Source organism: Nocardia transvalensis NBRC 15921 (assembly GCF_000308875.1).
GTDB classification, from domain to species: domain Bacteria; phylum Actinomycetota; class Actinomycetes; order Mycobacteriales; family Mycobacteriaceae; genus Nocardia; species Nocardia transvalensis.
In genome coordinates this window covers 162,515-177,978 of sequence record NZ_BAGL01000063.1, presented here as the reverse complement: position 1 = coordinate 177,978, position 15,464 = coordinate 162,515, and the positions used below count along the sequence as shown (strand labels likewise).

The 15,464-nt window shown below is 70.5% G+C and carries 15 protein-coding genes; 8 read left to right on the top strand and 7 right to left on the bottom strand.

Features of this window, described 5'->3' with window-relative positions; translation table 11 throughout:
• Positions 1-13 precede the first annotated feature (13 nt).
• On the top strand, positions 14-520 hold the full coding sequence (locus tag ON41_RS22735) for a GNAT family N-acetyltransferase (protein ID WP_246829584.1): 507 nt from the start codon (positions 14-16) through the stop codon (positions 518-520).
• Positions 521-575: 55 nt separating this feature from the next.
• Here ON41_RS22735 and ON41_RS22730 read toward each other — a convergent pair whose 3' ends face one another.
• Positions 576-1,226: an ACT domain-containing protein gene (locus ON41_RS22730; RefSeq protein WP_040749719.1), complete on the bottom strand. Its 651-nt coding sequence runs from the start codon at positions 1,224-1,226 to the stop codon at positions 576-578.
• Positions 1,227-1,608: 382 nt separating this feature from the next.
• On the opposite strand from ON41_RS22730, the gene gatC reads away from it, so the two are divergent.
• A complete protein-coding gene (gene gatC, locus ON41_RS22725; RefSeq protein ID WP_040749718.1) occupies positions 1,609-1,905 on the top strand; it encodes an Asp-tRNA(Asn)/Glu-tRNA(Gln) amidotransferase subunit GatC in 297 nt (98 codons plus the stop codon).
• A 70-nt stretch (positions 1,906-1,975) separates the two neighbouring features.
• Positions 1,976-3,445, top strand: a complete 1,470-nt coding sequence (gene gatA / locus ON41_RS22720) for an Asp-tRNA(Asn)/Glu-tRNA(Gln) amidotransferase subunit GatA (protein ID WP_040749717.1) — start codon at positions 1,976-1,978, stop codon at positions 3,443-3,445.
• Positions 3,446-3,708: 263 nt separating this feature from the next.
• Here gatA and ON41_RS22715 read toward each other — a convergent pair whose 3' ends face one another.
• The 3 genes from ON41_RS22715 to ON41_RS22705 form a co-directional block, all read right to left on the bottom strand.
• Complete coding sequence (locus ON41_RS22715; RefSeq protein WP_040749821.1) at positions 3,709-4,158, bottom strand: MarR family winged helix-turn-helix transcriptional regulator; 450 nt, start codon at positions 4,156-4,158, stop codon at positions 3,709-3,711.
• 131 nt (positions 4,159-4,289) lie between these two features.
• Positions 4,290-5,726 carry an alpha/beta-hydrolase family protein gene (locus ON41_RS22710; protein ID WP_083905549.1) on the bottom strand — a complete coding sequence of 479 codons (1,437 nt, stop codon included), beginning with the start codon at positions 5,724-5,726 and terminating at the stop codon, positions 4,290-4,292.
• 179 nt (positions 5,727-5,905) lie between these two features.
• Entirely contained in the window at positions 5,906-6,562 is a 657-nt protein-coding gene (locus ON41_RS22705) for a phospholipase A2 family protein (protein ID WP_157185587.1), read from the bottom strand.
• Positions 6,563-6,911: 349 nt separating this feature from the next.
• Here ON41_RS22705 and ON41_RS22700 point away from each other — a divergent pair, with 349 nt between their 5' ends.
• The 5 genes from ON41_RS22700 to ON41_RS39265 all read left to right on the top strand — a co-directional run bounded on the left by ON41_RS22700 (position 6,912) and on the right by ON41_RS39265 (position 12,970).
• Positions 6,912-8,153, top strand: coding sequence for a sensor histidine kinase (locus ON41_RS22700; RefSeq protein ID WP_051162193.1), 1,242 nt, complete (start codon positions 6,912-6,914; stop codon positions 8,151-8,153).
• 229 nt (positions 8,154-8,382) lie between these two features.
• Entirely contained in the window at positions 8,383-9,321 is a 939-nt protein-coding gene (locus ON41_RS22695; protein ID WP_040749716.1) for an undecaprenyl-diphosphate phosphatase, read from the top strand.
• 64 nt (positions 9,322-9,385) lie between these two features.
• On the top strand, positions 9,386-10,324 hold the full coding sequence (locus tag ON41_RS22690) for an undecaprenyl-diphosphate phosphatase (RefSeq protein WP_040749715.1): 939 nt from the start codon (positions 9,386-9,388) through the stop codon (positions 10,322-10,324).
• Between the two features lie 11 nt (positions 10,325-10,335).
• The gene (locus ON41_RS22685) at positions 10,336-10,995 is read left to right on the top strand and encodes a response regulator (protein ID WP_040749714.1); all 660 of its coding nucleotides are present in this window, start codon (positions 10,336-10,338) and stop codon (positions 10,993-10,995) included.
• Positions 10,996-11,044: 49 nt separating this feature from the next.
• Positions 11,045-12,970 (top strand): serine/threonine-protein kinase, encoded by a 1,926-nt coding sequence (locus ON41_RS39265; RefSeq protein ID WP_051162190.1) that lies wholly within the window; start codon positions 11,045-11,047, stop codon positions 12,968-12,970.
• Positions 12,971-13,085: 115 nt separating this feature from the next.
• Here the strand turns inward: ON41_RS39265 and ON41_RS42315 are convergent, their stop codons facing one another.
• From ON41_RS42315 to ON41_RS22670, 3 genes are all read right to left on the bottom strand, one after another.
• Positions 13,086-13,262, bottom strand: a complete 177-nt coding sequence (locus tag ON41_RS42315; protein ID WP_169336504.1) for a hypothetical protein — start codon at positions 13,260-13,262, stop codon at positions 13,086-13,088.
• Between the two features lie 112 nt (positions 13,263-13,374).
• Positions 13,375-14,406: an ATP-dependent 6-phosphofructokinase gene (locus ON41_RS22675; RefSeq protein ID WP_040749816.1), complete on the bottom strand. Its 1,032-nt coding sequence runs from the start codon at positions 14,404-14,406 to the stop codon at positions 13,375-13,377.
• A gap of 80 nt (positions 14,407-14,486) precedes the next feature.
• The gene (locus ON41_RS22670; protein ID WP_051162189.1) at positions 14,487-15,368 is read right to left on the bottom strand and encodes a serine hydrolase; all 882 of its coding nucleotides are present in this window, start codon (positions 15,366-15,368) and stop codon (positions 14,487-14,489) included.
• Positions 15,369-15,464: the final 96 nt, after the last annotated feature.

Below are 15,464 nucleotides of genomic sequence, written 5' to 3'. Positions count from 1 at the left end.
CTAGTGGAAGAGGGTGACGGTGGACGAGCCGGGGTTCGAGATCCGCGCGGCGCGGCCGGAGGAATTCGCGACGGTCGGGGCGCTGACCATCGAGGTCTATGTCGGCGAGGGACATGTCTCCGCCGAAAGTCCCTACGTCGGAGAGCTTTTCGATACCGCGCGGCGGGCGGAGGCGGCCGAGGTGCTGGTGGCGGTGCGCGAGGGTGAGGTGCTCGGCTCGCTCACCGTCGCCCATCCCGGCACCGAATACGCCGATATCGCCCGGCCCGACGAACTGGAGTTCCGGATGCTCGCGGTCGCGAAGCGCTCGCGCGGATCGGGCGTGGGCACCGCCCTGGTGCACGCGGTCGTCGACGAGGCCCGCCGCGCCGAACTCCCCGCGGTCGTCCTGACCACCATGCCGACCATGGGCGACGCCCGCCGCATCTACGAACGCCTCGGCTTCACCCATGTCCCCGAACGGGATTGGGCAACGGAGAAGGGTCTGCCGCTGACGGTTATGCGACTATCGGTGTCCTAGACCATGCTTTCCGGCATGCCCCTAGCTCGCTTTTCCGGCACGCTTTTGGCCGGAATCAGCCCAGAACCGTGGCGATGATCCCGCTGAGGTAGCCCAGGCGGGCGATCTCGGAGGGGCGGAACTCGGGCCCGCCCGGGCGGCCGAGCAGGACGACCTTGCCGGTGTTGCCCAGCGGGGCCGCGGCCAGCTTGGTGTCCATGTCTTTCCAGATCTGCGGAACCCAGTCGGCCTCAGGGTCGAGCGCGGTCGGCTTCTCCAGCGGCATCCACGGGGCCGAGGCGGCCTGCGTCTCCGGGGCGCTCGGGCTGCCGACGACCCGGTACGCGCCCTGGGGGCCCGTATCGATCACCGTGCTCCACCCCACGCGCAGCACTCGTGGCACGCCGTCCACGAGCACCTGTAATCGGTCGTCGCGGGCGCCGGCCACCTGGTCGATCAGCTCCAGCTCCCGATGGGTGTCGAGGATTCCGGAGTACGGGCGCAGCGAATCGACCCGCACGTCGGCCAGCGATTCGGCCGCCGTGATCAACGTGTCGGGTAGCGCGCCGGAGGGCACCTCCACCACCAGATCGTCGATCGCGTAGCCGGCGCCGCGTTCGACCACATCCAACGAGAGGATGTCGGCGCCGACGGAGCCCAGCGCGACGGCGAGTGAACCGAGACTTCCTGGGCGATCCGGGAGTTGCACGCGAAGCAGGAATGACACGTGCGTTCCTTTCCTGTGCGACCGAGACTTTCGGACGTATACCCGAGTCAGGCAATACTTACACCCTGAGGTTTCGGGTAGCCGGTTCGATGCTCGCGGAGTGACGTAGACCACTTCTCATTGTGAGACGTGTCCGGCCCGCGGTGCCAGAGCTGCCGGACGTCGACTCGTGATCGTTGCAAGGAGTCCACAATCGGGGGTTGCTTCTGTGCTGTCTATTGTTTGCCCTGCGCACGGTGTTGTAGACGATGCTCCTGAGGGCGGCCGATCGAGTTTGCATAGACTCTATGAGCGAGATTGTCTTCTAGGCTGTCTCGTCCCGCCCCCCGCGCAGACCCGCGTACGGGGAGATCAGCTCGAACCTGCCGAAAGGGGTCCCGCGGTGCCCGCCATCTCCCGCGACGAGGTCGCACACCTCGCCCGGTTGTCCCGGCTCGCCCTGACCGATGAAGAGCTCGACCGATATGCCGGTCAGCTGGATTCGATCCTGAGTCACGTGCAGGTCATCTCGGAAGTCGCTGCCGATGTGCCCGCCACCGCGTCGCCGAATCCGATGACGAACGTGACGCGCCCCGACACCGTGGTGCCCTGCCTGACGCCGGAGCAGGCGCTGTCGGGCGCACCGGCCGTCGAGGAGCAGCGGTTCATGGTTCCGCAGATCTTGGGGGAGGGCGAATGAGTGGTCAGGGCCGGAGGCGGCAGCGGAGCGTAACCACGCAGGCCCCCACTCATTCGCGAGGAGGCGCAGCATGACCGACCTGACCAAGCTGTCCGCGGCCGAGCTGGCGGAGAAGGTGCACGCGCGCGAGGTGTCCTCCGTGGAGGTCACCGAGGCGCATCTGCGCCGCATCGCCGAGGTGGACGGCGAACTCAACGCCTTCCTGCACGTGGCCGGCGAGCAGGCCCTGGAGACCGCCGCCGAGGTGGACCGCGCGATCGCCGCGGGCACGGTGGCCTCGCCGCTGGCGGGAGTTCCGTTGGCGCTCAAGGACGTTTTCACCACCACCGATATGCCGACCACCTGCGGGTCGAAGATTCTCGAGGGCTGGGTCCCGCCGTACGACGCGACGGTGACCGCCAAGCTGCGCGACGCGGGGATCCCGATCCTCGGCAAGACCAATATGGACGAGTTCGCGATGGGCTCGTCGACGGAGAACTCGGCCTACGGCCCGACCCTGAATCCCTGGGACACCCAGCGGATTCCGGGTGGTTCGGGCGGGGGTTCGGCGACGGCGCTGGCCGCGTTCGAGGCGCCGCTGTCCATCGGCACCGACACCGGCGGCTCCATCCGGCAGCCGGCCTCGATGACCGGCACCGTCGGCACCAAGCCGACCTACGGCACCGTCTCGCGCTACGGCCTGGTCGCGTGCGCGTCCTCGCTGGACCAGGGCGGTCCGTGCGGACGGACGGTCCTGGACACCGCGCTGCTGCACGAGGTCATCGCCGGATACGACCCCCGGGATTCGACCTCCCGCAACGCCCCGGTGGCCCCCGTGGTCGAGGCGGCGCGGCAGGGTGCGCAGGGCGATCTGCGCGGCGTGAAGGTCGGCGTGGTGAAGGAGTTGCACTCCGACAGTTACCAGTCGGGCGTCATCGCCTCCTTCGACGCGGCCGTGGCGGCGCTGAAGGACCTGGGCGCCGAGGTGATCGAGGTGTCCTGCCCGCACTTCGAATACGCGCTGCCCGCGTACTACCTGATCCTGCCCAGCGAGGTCTCGTCGAACCTGGCCCGCTTCGACGCCATGCGCTACGGCCTGCGCGTGAGCGACGACGGTCAGCACAGCGCCGAGCAGGTGATGGCCGCGACCCGCGAGGCCGGATTCGGCCCGGAGGTCAAGCGCCGCATCATGATCGGCACCTACGCGCTGTCCGCGGGCTACTACGACGCCTACTACGGCCAGGCGCTGAAGGTGCGCACGCTGATCGCCCAGGACTTCGACCGCGCCTACGAGCAGGTCGACGTGCTGGTCTCGCCGACCAGCCCGTTCACCGCCTGGAAGCTGGGCGAGAAGGTCGACGACCCGCTGTCGATGTACCTGTCCGACCTCTGCACGCTCCCGTCCAACCTGGCCGGCTACTGCGGCATGTCGGTCCCCTCGGGCCTGAGCAAGGACGACGGCATGCCCGTCGGCCTCCAGATCATGGCCCCCGCCCTCGCCGACGACCGCCTCTACCGAGTAGGCGCCGCCTACGAACAGGCCCGCGGCCCGATCGCCTGATCCCGGCCAAAAGCATGCCGGGAACGAGAGGTAGACGCAGGCCGGGAAGCGAGAGGTAGACGCAGGCCGGGAAGCGAGAGGTAGACGCAGGCCGGGAAGCGAGAGGTAGACGCAGGCCGGGAAGCGAGAGGTAAACGCAGGCCGGGAAAACGAGAGGTGTACGGCGCGCTCCGTCATCATTTCCCGGCATGCTCTTGGCCGGGATCCATTGCCGCGGCAGTGGGTTCCGGCCAAAAGCGTGCCGGAAAACGGGGTGTGGGTGGTCAGGGGCGGGGCCAGGGGCGGCCGTCTATGCGCTCGATATCGGTGTTGAGGCGTTGGAGGTAGCCGGCGAAGGCGGCTACGTCGGCGGCGGACCAGTCCGTCATCACCCGTTCCAGGCCGTCGACGTTGGCCTTGCGTTCGGTGGAGAGGCTGTGCTCGCCCTTGTCGGTGATCCGGAACTTGCGGGCCATACCGCCGTCCGGATCGGGGATGCGCTCGACCAGGCCGGCGCGCAGCAGGGCCGCGGTCTGGCGGTTGAGGGTGGAGGCGTCGAGTCCGAACGCGTCGCTGAGCTGGCCGATCGACATCGGCCCGTCGATGCACAGGCGGCTGAGCAGGAGATAGGCGCTGCGCTCCAGGCGCGTGCCGTCCCGCCGGTACCGCGGGTTCAGCGTGTAGCGGCCGAGCAGCATGGTCTCGAACTCGACCAGGTCCGTGGGCTTGTCCATGCCGTCCTTCCACCTGTTCGCGCTGCCGAACCGCGAGAACCGGTATAGCACAGGTCCCGATCCACGAGCCGACGATGTGCACGATACATATAGTATGTGCCGTGCATATCGCCGGGGTTCGGATCGCGAGTTCAGCAGGACCCCAGGGCCGTACCCTGGTCGGTCCCGTAGCGGTGCCCGTGGCCGGGCGGCGCGTCGAGCGCGGACAGCAGGTCGGCCGTGGTCTGCACGAAACCGAGGACCGGGAGCCAGGGCGGCCGCGGCGCATCGGACCGCGTCCCGGCGGGATCCGGTGCGCGCCACAGCAGTTCGGGGGACCACTGCACGACCGGGTCGGAGGCGTTGGCGAGGATCGTGGCCCCGTCGTGGTGGACGCGCCCGGCCGGCGGCCCGGCCCACAGGGTGGCGCAGGCGCGCCGCCGCTGATCCGCGTCGTCGGCGAAGATCGCGCTGCCGGCGGTGGCGCCGAGGCTCTGGCCGTAGACGTACAGGCGCGGCCGGTGCGTCAGCGCGGCGATCCGGTCCTCGACGGCGGTGAACAGGGCGCGGGCGGACCGTTCCGCGGCATCCCGGCCGAACACGAAGGTAGCCCAGCTCGGCGCCTCCGAATACTGGAGTCCGACGAGCGCGACATCGCCGCCGAACCGCTCGTCCAGCCCCTCGGCGGCGCGGGCGTCGATCCACCCGGACCCGGTGGGCACCACCACGACGACGTGGGATCGGTTCAATCCGCCCGACCGTTCCAGCTCGCGGATCGCCAGGGCGACACGGGAATCCAGATCGGGAGCCGATTCCAGGCCGACGTAGGTCCGAATCGCGCGCGAGGGGGTTCCGGCGACGAACTTGCGTCCCTCCGCGCCGAGCGACTCCCAGCTCACCACCGAGCCGGCGCTGCCCGAGCGGGTCGCCGAGATCGGTTGCACGACGGTGGGATCCAGGGTGGCGTTCGCGGCGGCGTAGGCGGACCGCTGCTGATCCACCACGCTCGGCAGCAGCACCACCTGCGTGGCCAGCGCCGCCACCACGGCCAGCCCGGCGCCGCGCCTGCGCCCCAGCTTCGTGGCGAGCCATCGCACGCTCCGCGCGATTCCGGTCAGGAGCACCACGATCAGCGTGGCGGCGAGCGCGCAGGCCGCCCAGTGACCGCCGGTGACGGCGGGCGCGCCCATCGCGGCGCGCAGCCGGTTCTGCCACTCGTGCGCGCCGAGGAGCGCGCCGATCACGAGTACCGCTCCCGTCAGCGCGACCGGCAGGCGGACGCCCGGGAAGCGGCGATTGATATCGAATCTCCGGCGCCGCAGGATCGTTCGCGTCGTGCCCGAGACGGCCAGTCCCACCGTCACCAGCAGGCCGGTCAGGATCGCCTGGGCCGCGGCGGTGCGCGGGAGAAGTCCGGGGGACAGCGAGGCGGTGGCGCCCAGCGCCACGGCGAGACTGGTGCCGATGCGGGGCGGGGTGCGCAGTGCGAGCGGAAGGCGGAACGGCCGGCGCGGAGCGGGTTCGTCCGCCGGCGGGTGGAGCACGATCCGCCCGGGGCGGCGCGCGGCCCCGGCAAGGGTTGTAGACATGCGAAATCCTCAGTGCTGTAACGACATTCGTGGACGCGGCGGAGGGCCGCGCGAAACGGCGCCGGACGGCGTCCGGTGCGTGGTCGGCCGATGCTGCCGACGTCTCGGCCCTCGTGAGCGGCCGGTGCTCACGAGTGAGGTGGACCGGGGGCGCGAGTGCGTCCCGGAGTCGCCCGCGGTCAGTACGCAATGCGAGGCTCCCGGCGCAGGAACATCGCGCCCGCGAATCCGCGGCGGCGTACCCGCCGGATCCCCAGGAGCAGAGCGATCAGGGCGACGACGCCGCCGGCCGCCGGGGCCGCCACCTGACGTCCCAGCGCGGTGCCGGACAACTCGGTGCCGAAGACGTACTCCGGAACCGGCGTCGCGTAGTTCTGGCGGCGGGAGTTCAGGTCCACCGCGGTCGTCGCGACTCCGGCCAGCACCTCGCAGCGCGTGCGGACGAGGGGCTCGGTGTGCGCGGAGCACGCGGCGTACATGCGCTGCTCCAGCGCGGCGTCGACGGCCTGGCGGGCCCACGGTCCCAGCGGCCGGTGCTCCCGTTCGGCGTAGCGGAGCATGTCGTAGCCGAGGTCGTGGGCCTTACAGGCGTTGTCGAAGTCCAGGGGCAGCGGGATCGGCGACGAGCAGCCGCCGCGCGGATCCACCAGCAATCCGTCGGCCACGACCGGGCGGTAGCCCTGCCGGCTCTGGAAATCGTCGGGGATCGCCGCCTCCCACGGGTGGTCGCCGGTCAGTTCGGCGACTGCGGTCCGCGCCGCGGCGCTCTCGGTGTCCGGATGCGAGATCACGGCGGCCGCCGCCGGGGCGAACGCAACGGTCGAACCTGCCACCATCGCCATCACGGCGGCGGCGCCCGCCAGCCGTAGCCGTCCGGATCTACCGTCCGGCCCCGAGACAGGCTTCCGACCTGCCCCGATTCCCTCCGACGGTGCATCCGCACCCCGCGCAACGGACGAGCCGGCGATCGACTCGGCGCGGGATGGGTGGTCCTGCGTTGCATCGCTCATGACAGCCAAGGTTATGAACCCCCACCCCGACGGTCCTCACCCCGGGGATCGATTTGCCGTCAGGAGCCGTGGGGTAGGGCGGTGGGGGACTCGTACCGGGGTAGGGGGTGCGAATTCACCCAGAGGTATGACGACGCAGGTCGCGCGGATTTCTAGGGTCGTAGTCATGGCTCGGATGGCGCGCACGGCGCGCAAGGTGACTGGGACGGTGCGCGACGGCGAGCGGATGCGGATGGCATTCGACGGATTCACCGCGCTGGTCGTCGTGACCCTCTTCGCGGTCGGGTGGCCGACGCTGCACCTGACCCATCAGGTTCCGGTCGCCGCGCAGCCGTTCATCGCCGGGCTGGCGGTGTTGCCGTTCGCGCTGATCCGGGTGAACCCGGCCCTCGGCTGGGCCATCTCCGCGGGATCGGCGCTGCTGATCGCGCTGGCGATCCCCAATCAGCCGGGTAACGACCTGCCGTTCCAGGTCGTGCACATTCTGACCCTCTTCTCTCTGCTGTTCGCGGTGGCGATCCGGGCGCAGATGCAGATCGTGCTGCTGGCGTGGGTCTTCTCGTCGCTGTTGTTCGCCACCACGATGGAGCGCGGCGGCGGCGTGGCCGAATCCGCGGCGTTCGGGTGGCCCATCGCCATGACCGGTCTGGTGGTCTTCGGCCTGCTGGTGCGGTGGCTGGCGCTCTCGCGCAAGCAGCTGGTCCGGCAGGAGGAGCAGAACGAACTCGAGCGCGCGCGCCGCGCGATCCTGGAGGAGAAGGCCCGCATCGCCCGCGACCTGCACGACGTGGTCGCCCACCACATGTCGATGGTGGTGGTGCAGGCGCAGACCGCGCCCTACCGGGTCGCCGACGTATCGCCCGCGGCGCAGGCCGAATTCGAGTCGATCGGGGCCTCCGCGCGCGAGGCGCTCAACGAGATCCGCAGCATGCTCGGGGTCCTGCGCAGCGACGGCCAGCTGCCCGAGCACGCCCCGCAGCCCGCCGCCGTCGACGTCCTCGGCGTGCTGGACGGCGCTCGCCGGGCCGGCGTCTCCATCGACTGGACGATCGACGGCGACCTGGCGGCCGTTCCGGACACCGCGGGCCTGGCGCTGTACCGGATCGTGCAGGAGTCGCTGTCCAACGCCTCCCGCCACGCCCCCGGCGCCGCGGTGCGCGTCACCCTCGCCGTCGCCCCCGACTCCGTCGAGGCGGTCATCGGCAACGCCCCCGGCACGACCACAACCACCGGCACCCCCGGAACCGGCATCGCGGGCATGCAGGCCCGCGCGGCCGCCATCGGCGGCGCCCTCACCGCGGGCCGCCGCCCCGACGGCGGCTTCGAGGTCCACGCAAACCTCCCCTTCACCACAGCCGCCCTCGCCTCCTTCCCCGCAGAGGTTCTGGGCGCAGGCTCGCCGACCGACGCGCCCTGACGTCCGCCGCCTAGCCCCTGAAGCACGCCTCGGTCCCCCGAAGGACCAACTCTCGCGACCCGGCGTGCCAACTCTTGATCCCAGCGTGCCAACTCTTGACCCCGGCGTGCCAACTCTCGACCCCGGCGTGCCAACTCTCTTATCCCGGCACGCTTTTGGCCGGGAGCCCGCTGGTGGAAAGCGAATACCGGTGGGGCGGTGTCGATCTGGACATGCCACACTCTTCGCGATGCTCACCTACTTTCAAGCGACCGTCATCGGGACCGTGCAGGGTGTCACCGAGTTGTTCCCGATCTCGAGCCTCGGGCATTCGGTACTGGTGGCGTCCTGGCTGGGAGGTAGCTGGCGGGCCATGGCGCTGTCGGAGGAGACCGCCTCGGCCGCACCGTATCTGGCGTTCGTGGTCGCGCTGCACGTCGCGACGGCCGTGGCGTTGCTGGCCTACTACCGGCGCGACTGGTACGTCCTCGCGACCGGATTCGTGTCCAGCGTGCGCACCAGACGCGTCGAGACCGTGCCGCAGCGGATGGCCTGGCTGCTGGTGATCGCCACGATCCCGGTCGCCGTGCTCGGGCCGCTGCTCGACCATCCGCTGCACTTCCTGTTCTCCGCGCCGATCTACGCGAGCGTCTTCCTGACCCTCAACGGCGTGGTGCTGATCGTCGGCGAGGGCCTGCGCCGCCGCACCGAGCCCACCCTCGCCGACTACGGCCGCCGGTTCGCGCGGCGACAGGCGAGCGGCAGCGTGCTCACCGCGGAGGTCGAGGCCCGCCGCCAGACCGACCGGCCGATCGCCGCGCTCGGCGTGCGGGACGCCGTCGGCGTCGGACTGGCCCAGGCCGGTGCGCTGCTGACCGGATTCAGCCGCTCGGGTCTCACCATGGTCGGCGGTCTGTATCGCGGTCTCGGGCACGAGCACGCGGCCAAATTCGCGTTCCTGCTCGCCACCCCGGTCATTCTCGGCGCCGGACTCGTGGAGATGCCCGAACTGGCCGGGCCCGAGACCGTCGGCATCCGTGGCCCGATCCTGGCCGGCGCCCTCGCGTCCGGAGTGTCGTCGTGGCTGGCGGTGCGCTTCCTGGAGCGATACTTCCGGACCCGCACGCTGCTGCCGTTCGCGATGTACTGCCTGGTCGCGGGGCTGCTCTCGGTCGCGCGATTCGCCTGACCGCCGGCCCGGCCACCCGCTACGCCGGCAGGTGCGGCGGTTTCCGCCCGCTCGTGCGAGACTCGTGGCGATGCTGACCTACCTTCAAGCGATCGTCATCGGCGCGTTACAGGGTGTCACCGAGCTGTTCCCGATCTCGAGCCTCGGGCATTCGGTGCTGGTTCCGGCATGGCTCGGGGGCAGCTGGGCGCGACTGGTGACCGACGGCGATTCCGATTCGGGTACGCCGTATCTGGCATTCGTGGTCGCGCTGCACGTGGCGACCGCGCTGGCGCTCCTGGGGTACTACTGGCGCGATTGGCGGGATCTGGCGATCGGATTCGTCACCACGTTGCGCACCCGCCGCGTCGAGACCTCCACGCAGCGGCTGGCCTGGCTGATCGTGATCGCCACCGTCCCGGTCGGCGTCCTCGGCCTGCTGCTCGAGCATCCGCTGCGCACCCTCTTCGCGACCCCGATCTACGCGAGCGTCTTCCTGACGCTGAACGGCGTGGTGCTGATCGTCGGCGAGGGCCTGCGCCGGCGCAACGCACCGACCCTCGCCGACTACGGCCGCCGGTTCGCCGAGGAGGAGTCGCACGGGAGCGTCGCCCTCGCGGAGAGCACCCGCCGCGAATCCGAGCGGCTGGCCGGGCTGAGCGTGCGCGACGCCCTCGGCGTCGGCGTCGCCCAATCCGGCGCGCTGCTGGCCGGATTCAGCCGGTCCGGCCTGACCATGGTCGGCGGCCTGCTGCGCGGTCTCGACCACGAGGACACCGCGAAGTTCGCCTTCCTGCTCGCCACACCGGTGATCCTGGCCGCCGGTGTGCTGAAACTGCCCGACCTCGCCGGTCCGCAGGCGGCGGGAATCCACGGGCAGGCCCTGGTCGGCGCGATCGTGGCCGGGGTGTCGGCCTGGCTGGCGGTGCGGTTCCTGGAGCGGTTCTTCAAGACCCGCACGCTGCTACCGTTCGCGGTGTACTGCCTGATCGCCGGCGCGTTCTCGATCGTCCGATTCAGCTGAGGTCTCGTCTCGTGCCCATAACCGTGTTGATCGCCGACGATCAGGCGATGGTGCGGCAGGGCTTCGGCGCCCTGCTCGCCGCCCAGTCCGATATCAGTGTCATCGGTGACGCGTCCAACGGCAAACTCGCCGTCGAGGAGGCCAAGCGGTTGCGCCCCGACGTCGTGCTGATGGATGTGCGCATGCCGGAGATGAACGGCCTCGACGCCGCCCGCGCCATCCTGGCCGCGCATTTCGACCCGCCCGTGCGGGTGCTCATGCTCACCACCTTCGACATCGACGACTACGTGTACGAGGCACTGAGCCTGGGCGCCAGCGGATTCCTGCTCAAGGATGCCCCAGCCGAAGAGCTGGTGCGCGCGGTGCGAGTCGTGGCCGACGGCCAGGCGCTGCTGGCGCCGACGGTGACGCGACGGCTGATCGCCGACGTCACCCGCCGCCGGGCCCGCCCCCGCCCCGCGCCCGCCCTGGACGCGCTCACCCCACGCGAGCGTGAGGTGCTCGAACTCATCGCGAAGGGCATGTCCAACACCGAGATCGCGGAGGCCCTGTTCGTCGCCGAGCAGACCGTGAAAACCCATGTCTCCAAGGTCTTCTCCAAACTGGAATTGCGCGATCGCGCCCAGGCGGTGGTGCTGGCCTACGAATCCGGCCTGGTCACACCGGGCTGACCGGCCGGGTAGGATCCGACTTCGACCTCGCCGGAAAGGAGGATCGCAGGTGTTCAGCAGCGGTGACGTGTTCGCCGGATTCTCCATCGAGCGCCTGCTCGGGCAGGGCGGGATGGGATCGGTCTATCTCGCGCGACACCCGCGCCTGCAACGCCAGACGGCCCTGAAACTACTCAACCGGGAGCTGTTCGCCGACGCCGAGATTCGCGCGCGGTTCGAGCGCGAGGCGGATCTGGCCGCGCAGCTGGACCATCCGAATATCGTGGCCGTCTACGACCGCGGCGTCGAGGACGATCTGCTGTGGATCAGCATGCAGTACGTCGACGGCGTGGACGGGGCCACCGTGAACCCGCACACCCTGCCGCCGGAGCGGGCGGTGCAGATCATCGAGGGCGTCGGCGCCGCACTGGATTACGCGCACGGCAACGGTGTCCTGCACCGGGACGTGAAGCCGGCCAACATCATGCTGGCCCGGTCCGGGAGCGGTAAGGGCGAACGCGTCTACCTCACCGATTTCGGCATCGCGCGGCTGCGGGAGGACTCCCAGCATCTGACGCAGGACGGAATGTTCACGGCGACACTGGCATACGCCTCGCCGGAGCAGATGATGGGCGCCGAACTCGACCACGGATCGGACCAGTACTCGCTGGCTTGCGCGCTCTACTGGCTGCTGACCGCCACCGGTCCCTTCGATTCCGAGGACCCGTCCGAGGTGATCCACGGCCACCTCCAACTGCCCGTGCCACCGGCCAGCGCGCGGCGTCCCGGGCTGTCACCGGCCATGGATCTGGTGATCGCCCGGGCGATGGCCAAGCGACCGGCCGACCGATTCCCCTCCTGCGCCGACTTCGCCGCCGCCGCCCGCAAGGCGCTCTCCGGCCCCGTCGGCCCGACCACCGGCCAGATGCCCGCGGTTCCGGGGATGGTGCCCGCCAACCCTCTTGGCGGCCACGGTTATCCGGCCGCGGTGGGCGCGACTCCCGGAGCGCCGTTGGGGGCCGGGCCCGCATCCGGCGGTGCGCCCGCTCCGCTGGGTAGTGCGCCGGCGCCCCCTGGTGTCCCCGGACGGCTGGGCAACGCACCGGTATCACCCGGAGGCGCGCCCGCTCCGCTGGGTAGTGCGCCTGGAGGCGCACCCGTTCCGATGGCTGGTGCGCCGGGAGGCTCCGGGCAGCCGGTGCCTGTGCCCGCGGGCGTTTCCGGGCAGCCGCGCGGCGCCGCGGTGGCGGCTTCGCATCAGCCTGCCGCTCCGGCGTATTCGGCGGCGCATCCGCCCGGACCGGCCGCGTACTCCCCGCCGCCGGCGTCGTACTCGCGACGCTCGTCGAGTCTCGCGGGCTGGCTCATCGCCGGGACGGTGCTCCTGGTGGCGGTGCTGGCCGTCGTCATCGGGATGGTGGCGTACAGCGACGACGATTCGGACGACGAGAGTTTCGGTACCACCACGCCCGCGCGGGCCGCCGACCCCGTGGCGGATCTGCGGGCCATGCACGCCGCCTTCCCGGCATTGGCCCCCGAACTGGCGAGCGACGAGGGCACCGGCAACGGCCCGGGTTTCGGCGGTAAGACGTGCTACGCGACGAAGGCGGGCAACCCGCTGGTGCAGCACAACGAGGGCCAGCCGTCGCTCGGCAACTGGGTCGCGGCCTGGGATTGCTGGGCGGGTGCGACGGGCCAGCCGGACTACGCGCTGCTCGCCTACGGGTCTCCGGCCGACGTGCACACGGTGCTGGCCCGCCTGCCCCCCAATCGAAAAGCCGTGGAGCAGAACGACGGCAGCCCCTACACCACCCACCGCTGGAACACCGCGGAGAACGAGCCCCGCACCACGTACTACTCGACGACCTCCTTCGAGAACGACCCCACCCGAGCGCACTACCTCCTGTACTGCACCGACGACTACTGGCCGTCGGCGCAGCGCGGCCTCCCCGGTCCCGCCTTCGCGGAGTGGTGGAAGACCCTCCCGCTGAGGTAGTCCCGGGCAGTTGGGTGCCTCCCGGAGGCGCACCGGGCGTAGCACGAGGAATCGCAGGGGCAGCGCGAGGAAGGTCGAGGGCGCAGCGGGAGGTAGCCCGGGGAGCGCGAGGTGTTCAGGGGGCGGCGCGCTCGTCCAGCACCATGTGCCCGGCGTCTACGAGGATCTGCCGTGCGCGCCTGCGGACCTCGCAGTCCTCCACCGTGCAGCACATGTGGAGCTGCATCGCCGCGTGGGCCTGATCGGGGGTCAGCGAACCGGGGTCGACCGTGCAGTCGAAGAGAAGCATCATGGTGACTACCAGCGTTCTTCGCGGGGATGCCGGAACGGGAACCAACCCGACCAAGCCTATCCAGGTTCCCGGTTATGCGTGGTCGGTATAAGCAATCCCGAATAGTCGGGGGTCACCCGAAGAACGCCGCCGCTTCTTCGTACCGGTTGGCCGGCACCAGCTTCAGCTGTTTGGTCGCCTCCGCGAGCGGGACCAGCTCGATCTCGGTGCCTTGCAGCGCCACCATCTGCCCGAACTGCCCGTCGTGCACCGCCTCGGTGGCGTGCACGCCGAAGCGGGTCGCCAGCGCGCGGTCGAACGCGGTCGGCTTGCCGCCGCGTTGCACGTGCCCGAGCACGGTGGTGCGCACCTCCTTGCCGATGCGCCGCTCGATCTCCACGCCCAGCTGATGGGCGACACCGGTGAACCGCTCGTGCCCGTACTCGTCGATACCGCCCTCACGCAGGTGGAACGAACCCTCGACGGGCTTGGCGCCCTCGGCCACCACGCAGATGAAATGCGAATCACCGCGCTGGAAGCGACGTTTGATCATGGTGCACACCTCGTCCACGTCGAACGTCACCTCGGGGACGAGGGTGAGGTGCGCGCCGGAGGCGATACCGGAATTCATGGCGATCCACCCGGCGTGCCGGCCCATCACCTCCACCAGCATGACGCGCTGATGCGATTCGGCGGTGGTGTGCAGCCGGTCGATCGCGTCGGTGGCGATGGTGACGGCCGTGTCGTGGCCGAAGGTGGTGTCGGTGCAGTCGATGTCGTTATCGATCGTCTTCGGCACGCCGACCACCGGCACGCCCTCGTCGGCCAGCCAGCTGGCGGCCGTCAGCGTGCCCTCGCCGCCGATCGGGATGAGCGCCTCGATGCCGTTGTCGTCGAGGGTTCGTTTGACCTGGCCGAGCCCGGCGCGCAGCACGTCGGGATTGGTGCGCGCGGTGCCGAGCATCGTGCCGCCCTTGGTGAGCAGGCGATCGGTGCGGTCGTCGTTCTGGATCTGTATCTTGCGATCCTCGAGTAGTCCGCGCCATCCGTCCTGAAAGCCGACGATCGCGTCCCCGTAGCGGCCGTTCGCCGTGCGAACGACCGCCCGGATGACAGCGTTCAAGCCTGGGCAGTCCCCGCCTCCGGTCAAGACTCCGATGCGCATGCCCGCTATCTTGCCGGGCGCGGCCCGGGTGCGCAGCCCCGACCCCGTGAACCCTGAGTAACGGTGACCGGCCGGACCGGTCAGCCGCCGACGGGACACTGCCCGGCGGGCAGCTCGGCGAGATGCTTGCCGACCAGGTCCGCCAATTTGTTCAGGATCTGGGTACCGGCGTCGAAACCACCCGAATTGGCCTGTGCGGCAAGGGCGATCGCCATCTTCCCGGTGGGCGTGTCGACCAGCCCGAACTGCCTGACCAGGTAGTTCCCGTTCGGATCCGGCCCCCAGCCGCCCTTGTACTCGGCACCCTCGAGACGTCCGACACCCCACTGCTGACCCCACACCACCTTGCCCATCAGGTCCACGACGGTGCCGGCGTCGGCCAGACAGGGCAGCCGCGAGGCGAACCGCACCTGATCGGCCAGCGACCAGTCGGCCTGCCCGAAGGCGGAATAGTCCGAACGGCTCCGGGTCGCGGGCACCTTGGTGGTGCTGTCGCCGCCCTCCTTCAGCACGTCCTCGACGGCCTGGGCCGCGCGGTCCGGGGCGCCGAGCGACTGCCACAGGCCGTCGGCCGCCGTGTTGTCGGACTCGGTGATGGCCGCCGACATCTGATACGTGCCGACATTGCCGTTCGCGCGCAGCACGGCCAGCGTCAGCGGCACCTTCATCGTCGACCAGGCCGGACCGGCGGTCCAATCGCCCAGCGTGGTCATCCGCTCGCCGCCGACGGGCATGATCGCCAGTCCGGCGCGGCCGCCCAGCGTCGGTTGCAGATCCTTGAAGTCGGCGGCCAGCGTGCCGGGCAGCGCGATCATCGCGCCGATCGTCGGGTTGACCGGCCGCGCGGCGGTGGTGATCGGACCGCTGTCGATCTCGGCGGAACAGGCCGCACCGGACAGCACCAGCGCGCCACACAGCGCCACCGCCAGCCGCCGGATCCGCGTGCGGCCGCGCGCGGTCATTCCCTCGGTGCGCGGCCGTGAGCGCCTCGCGGCCGGTCCGGATCGGTCGTCCGGCCGCCGGCATGGTGCGTCCAACCGCTCACCTCCCACGTCTTG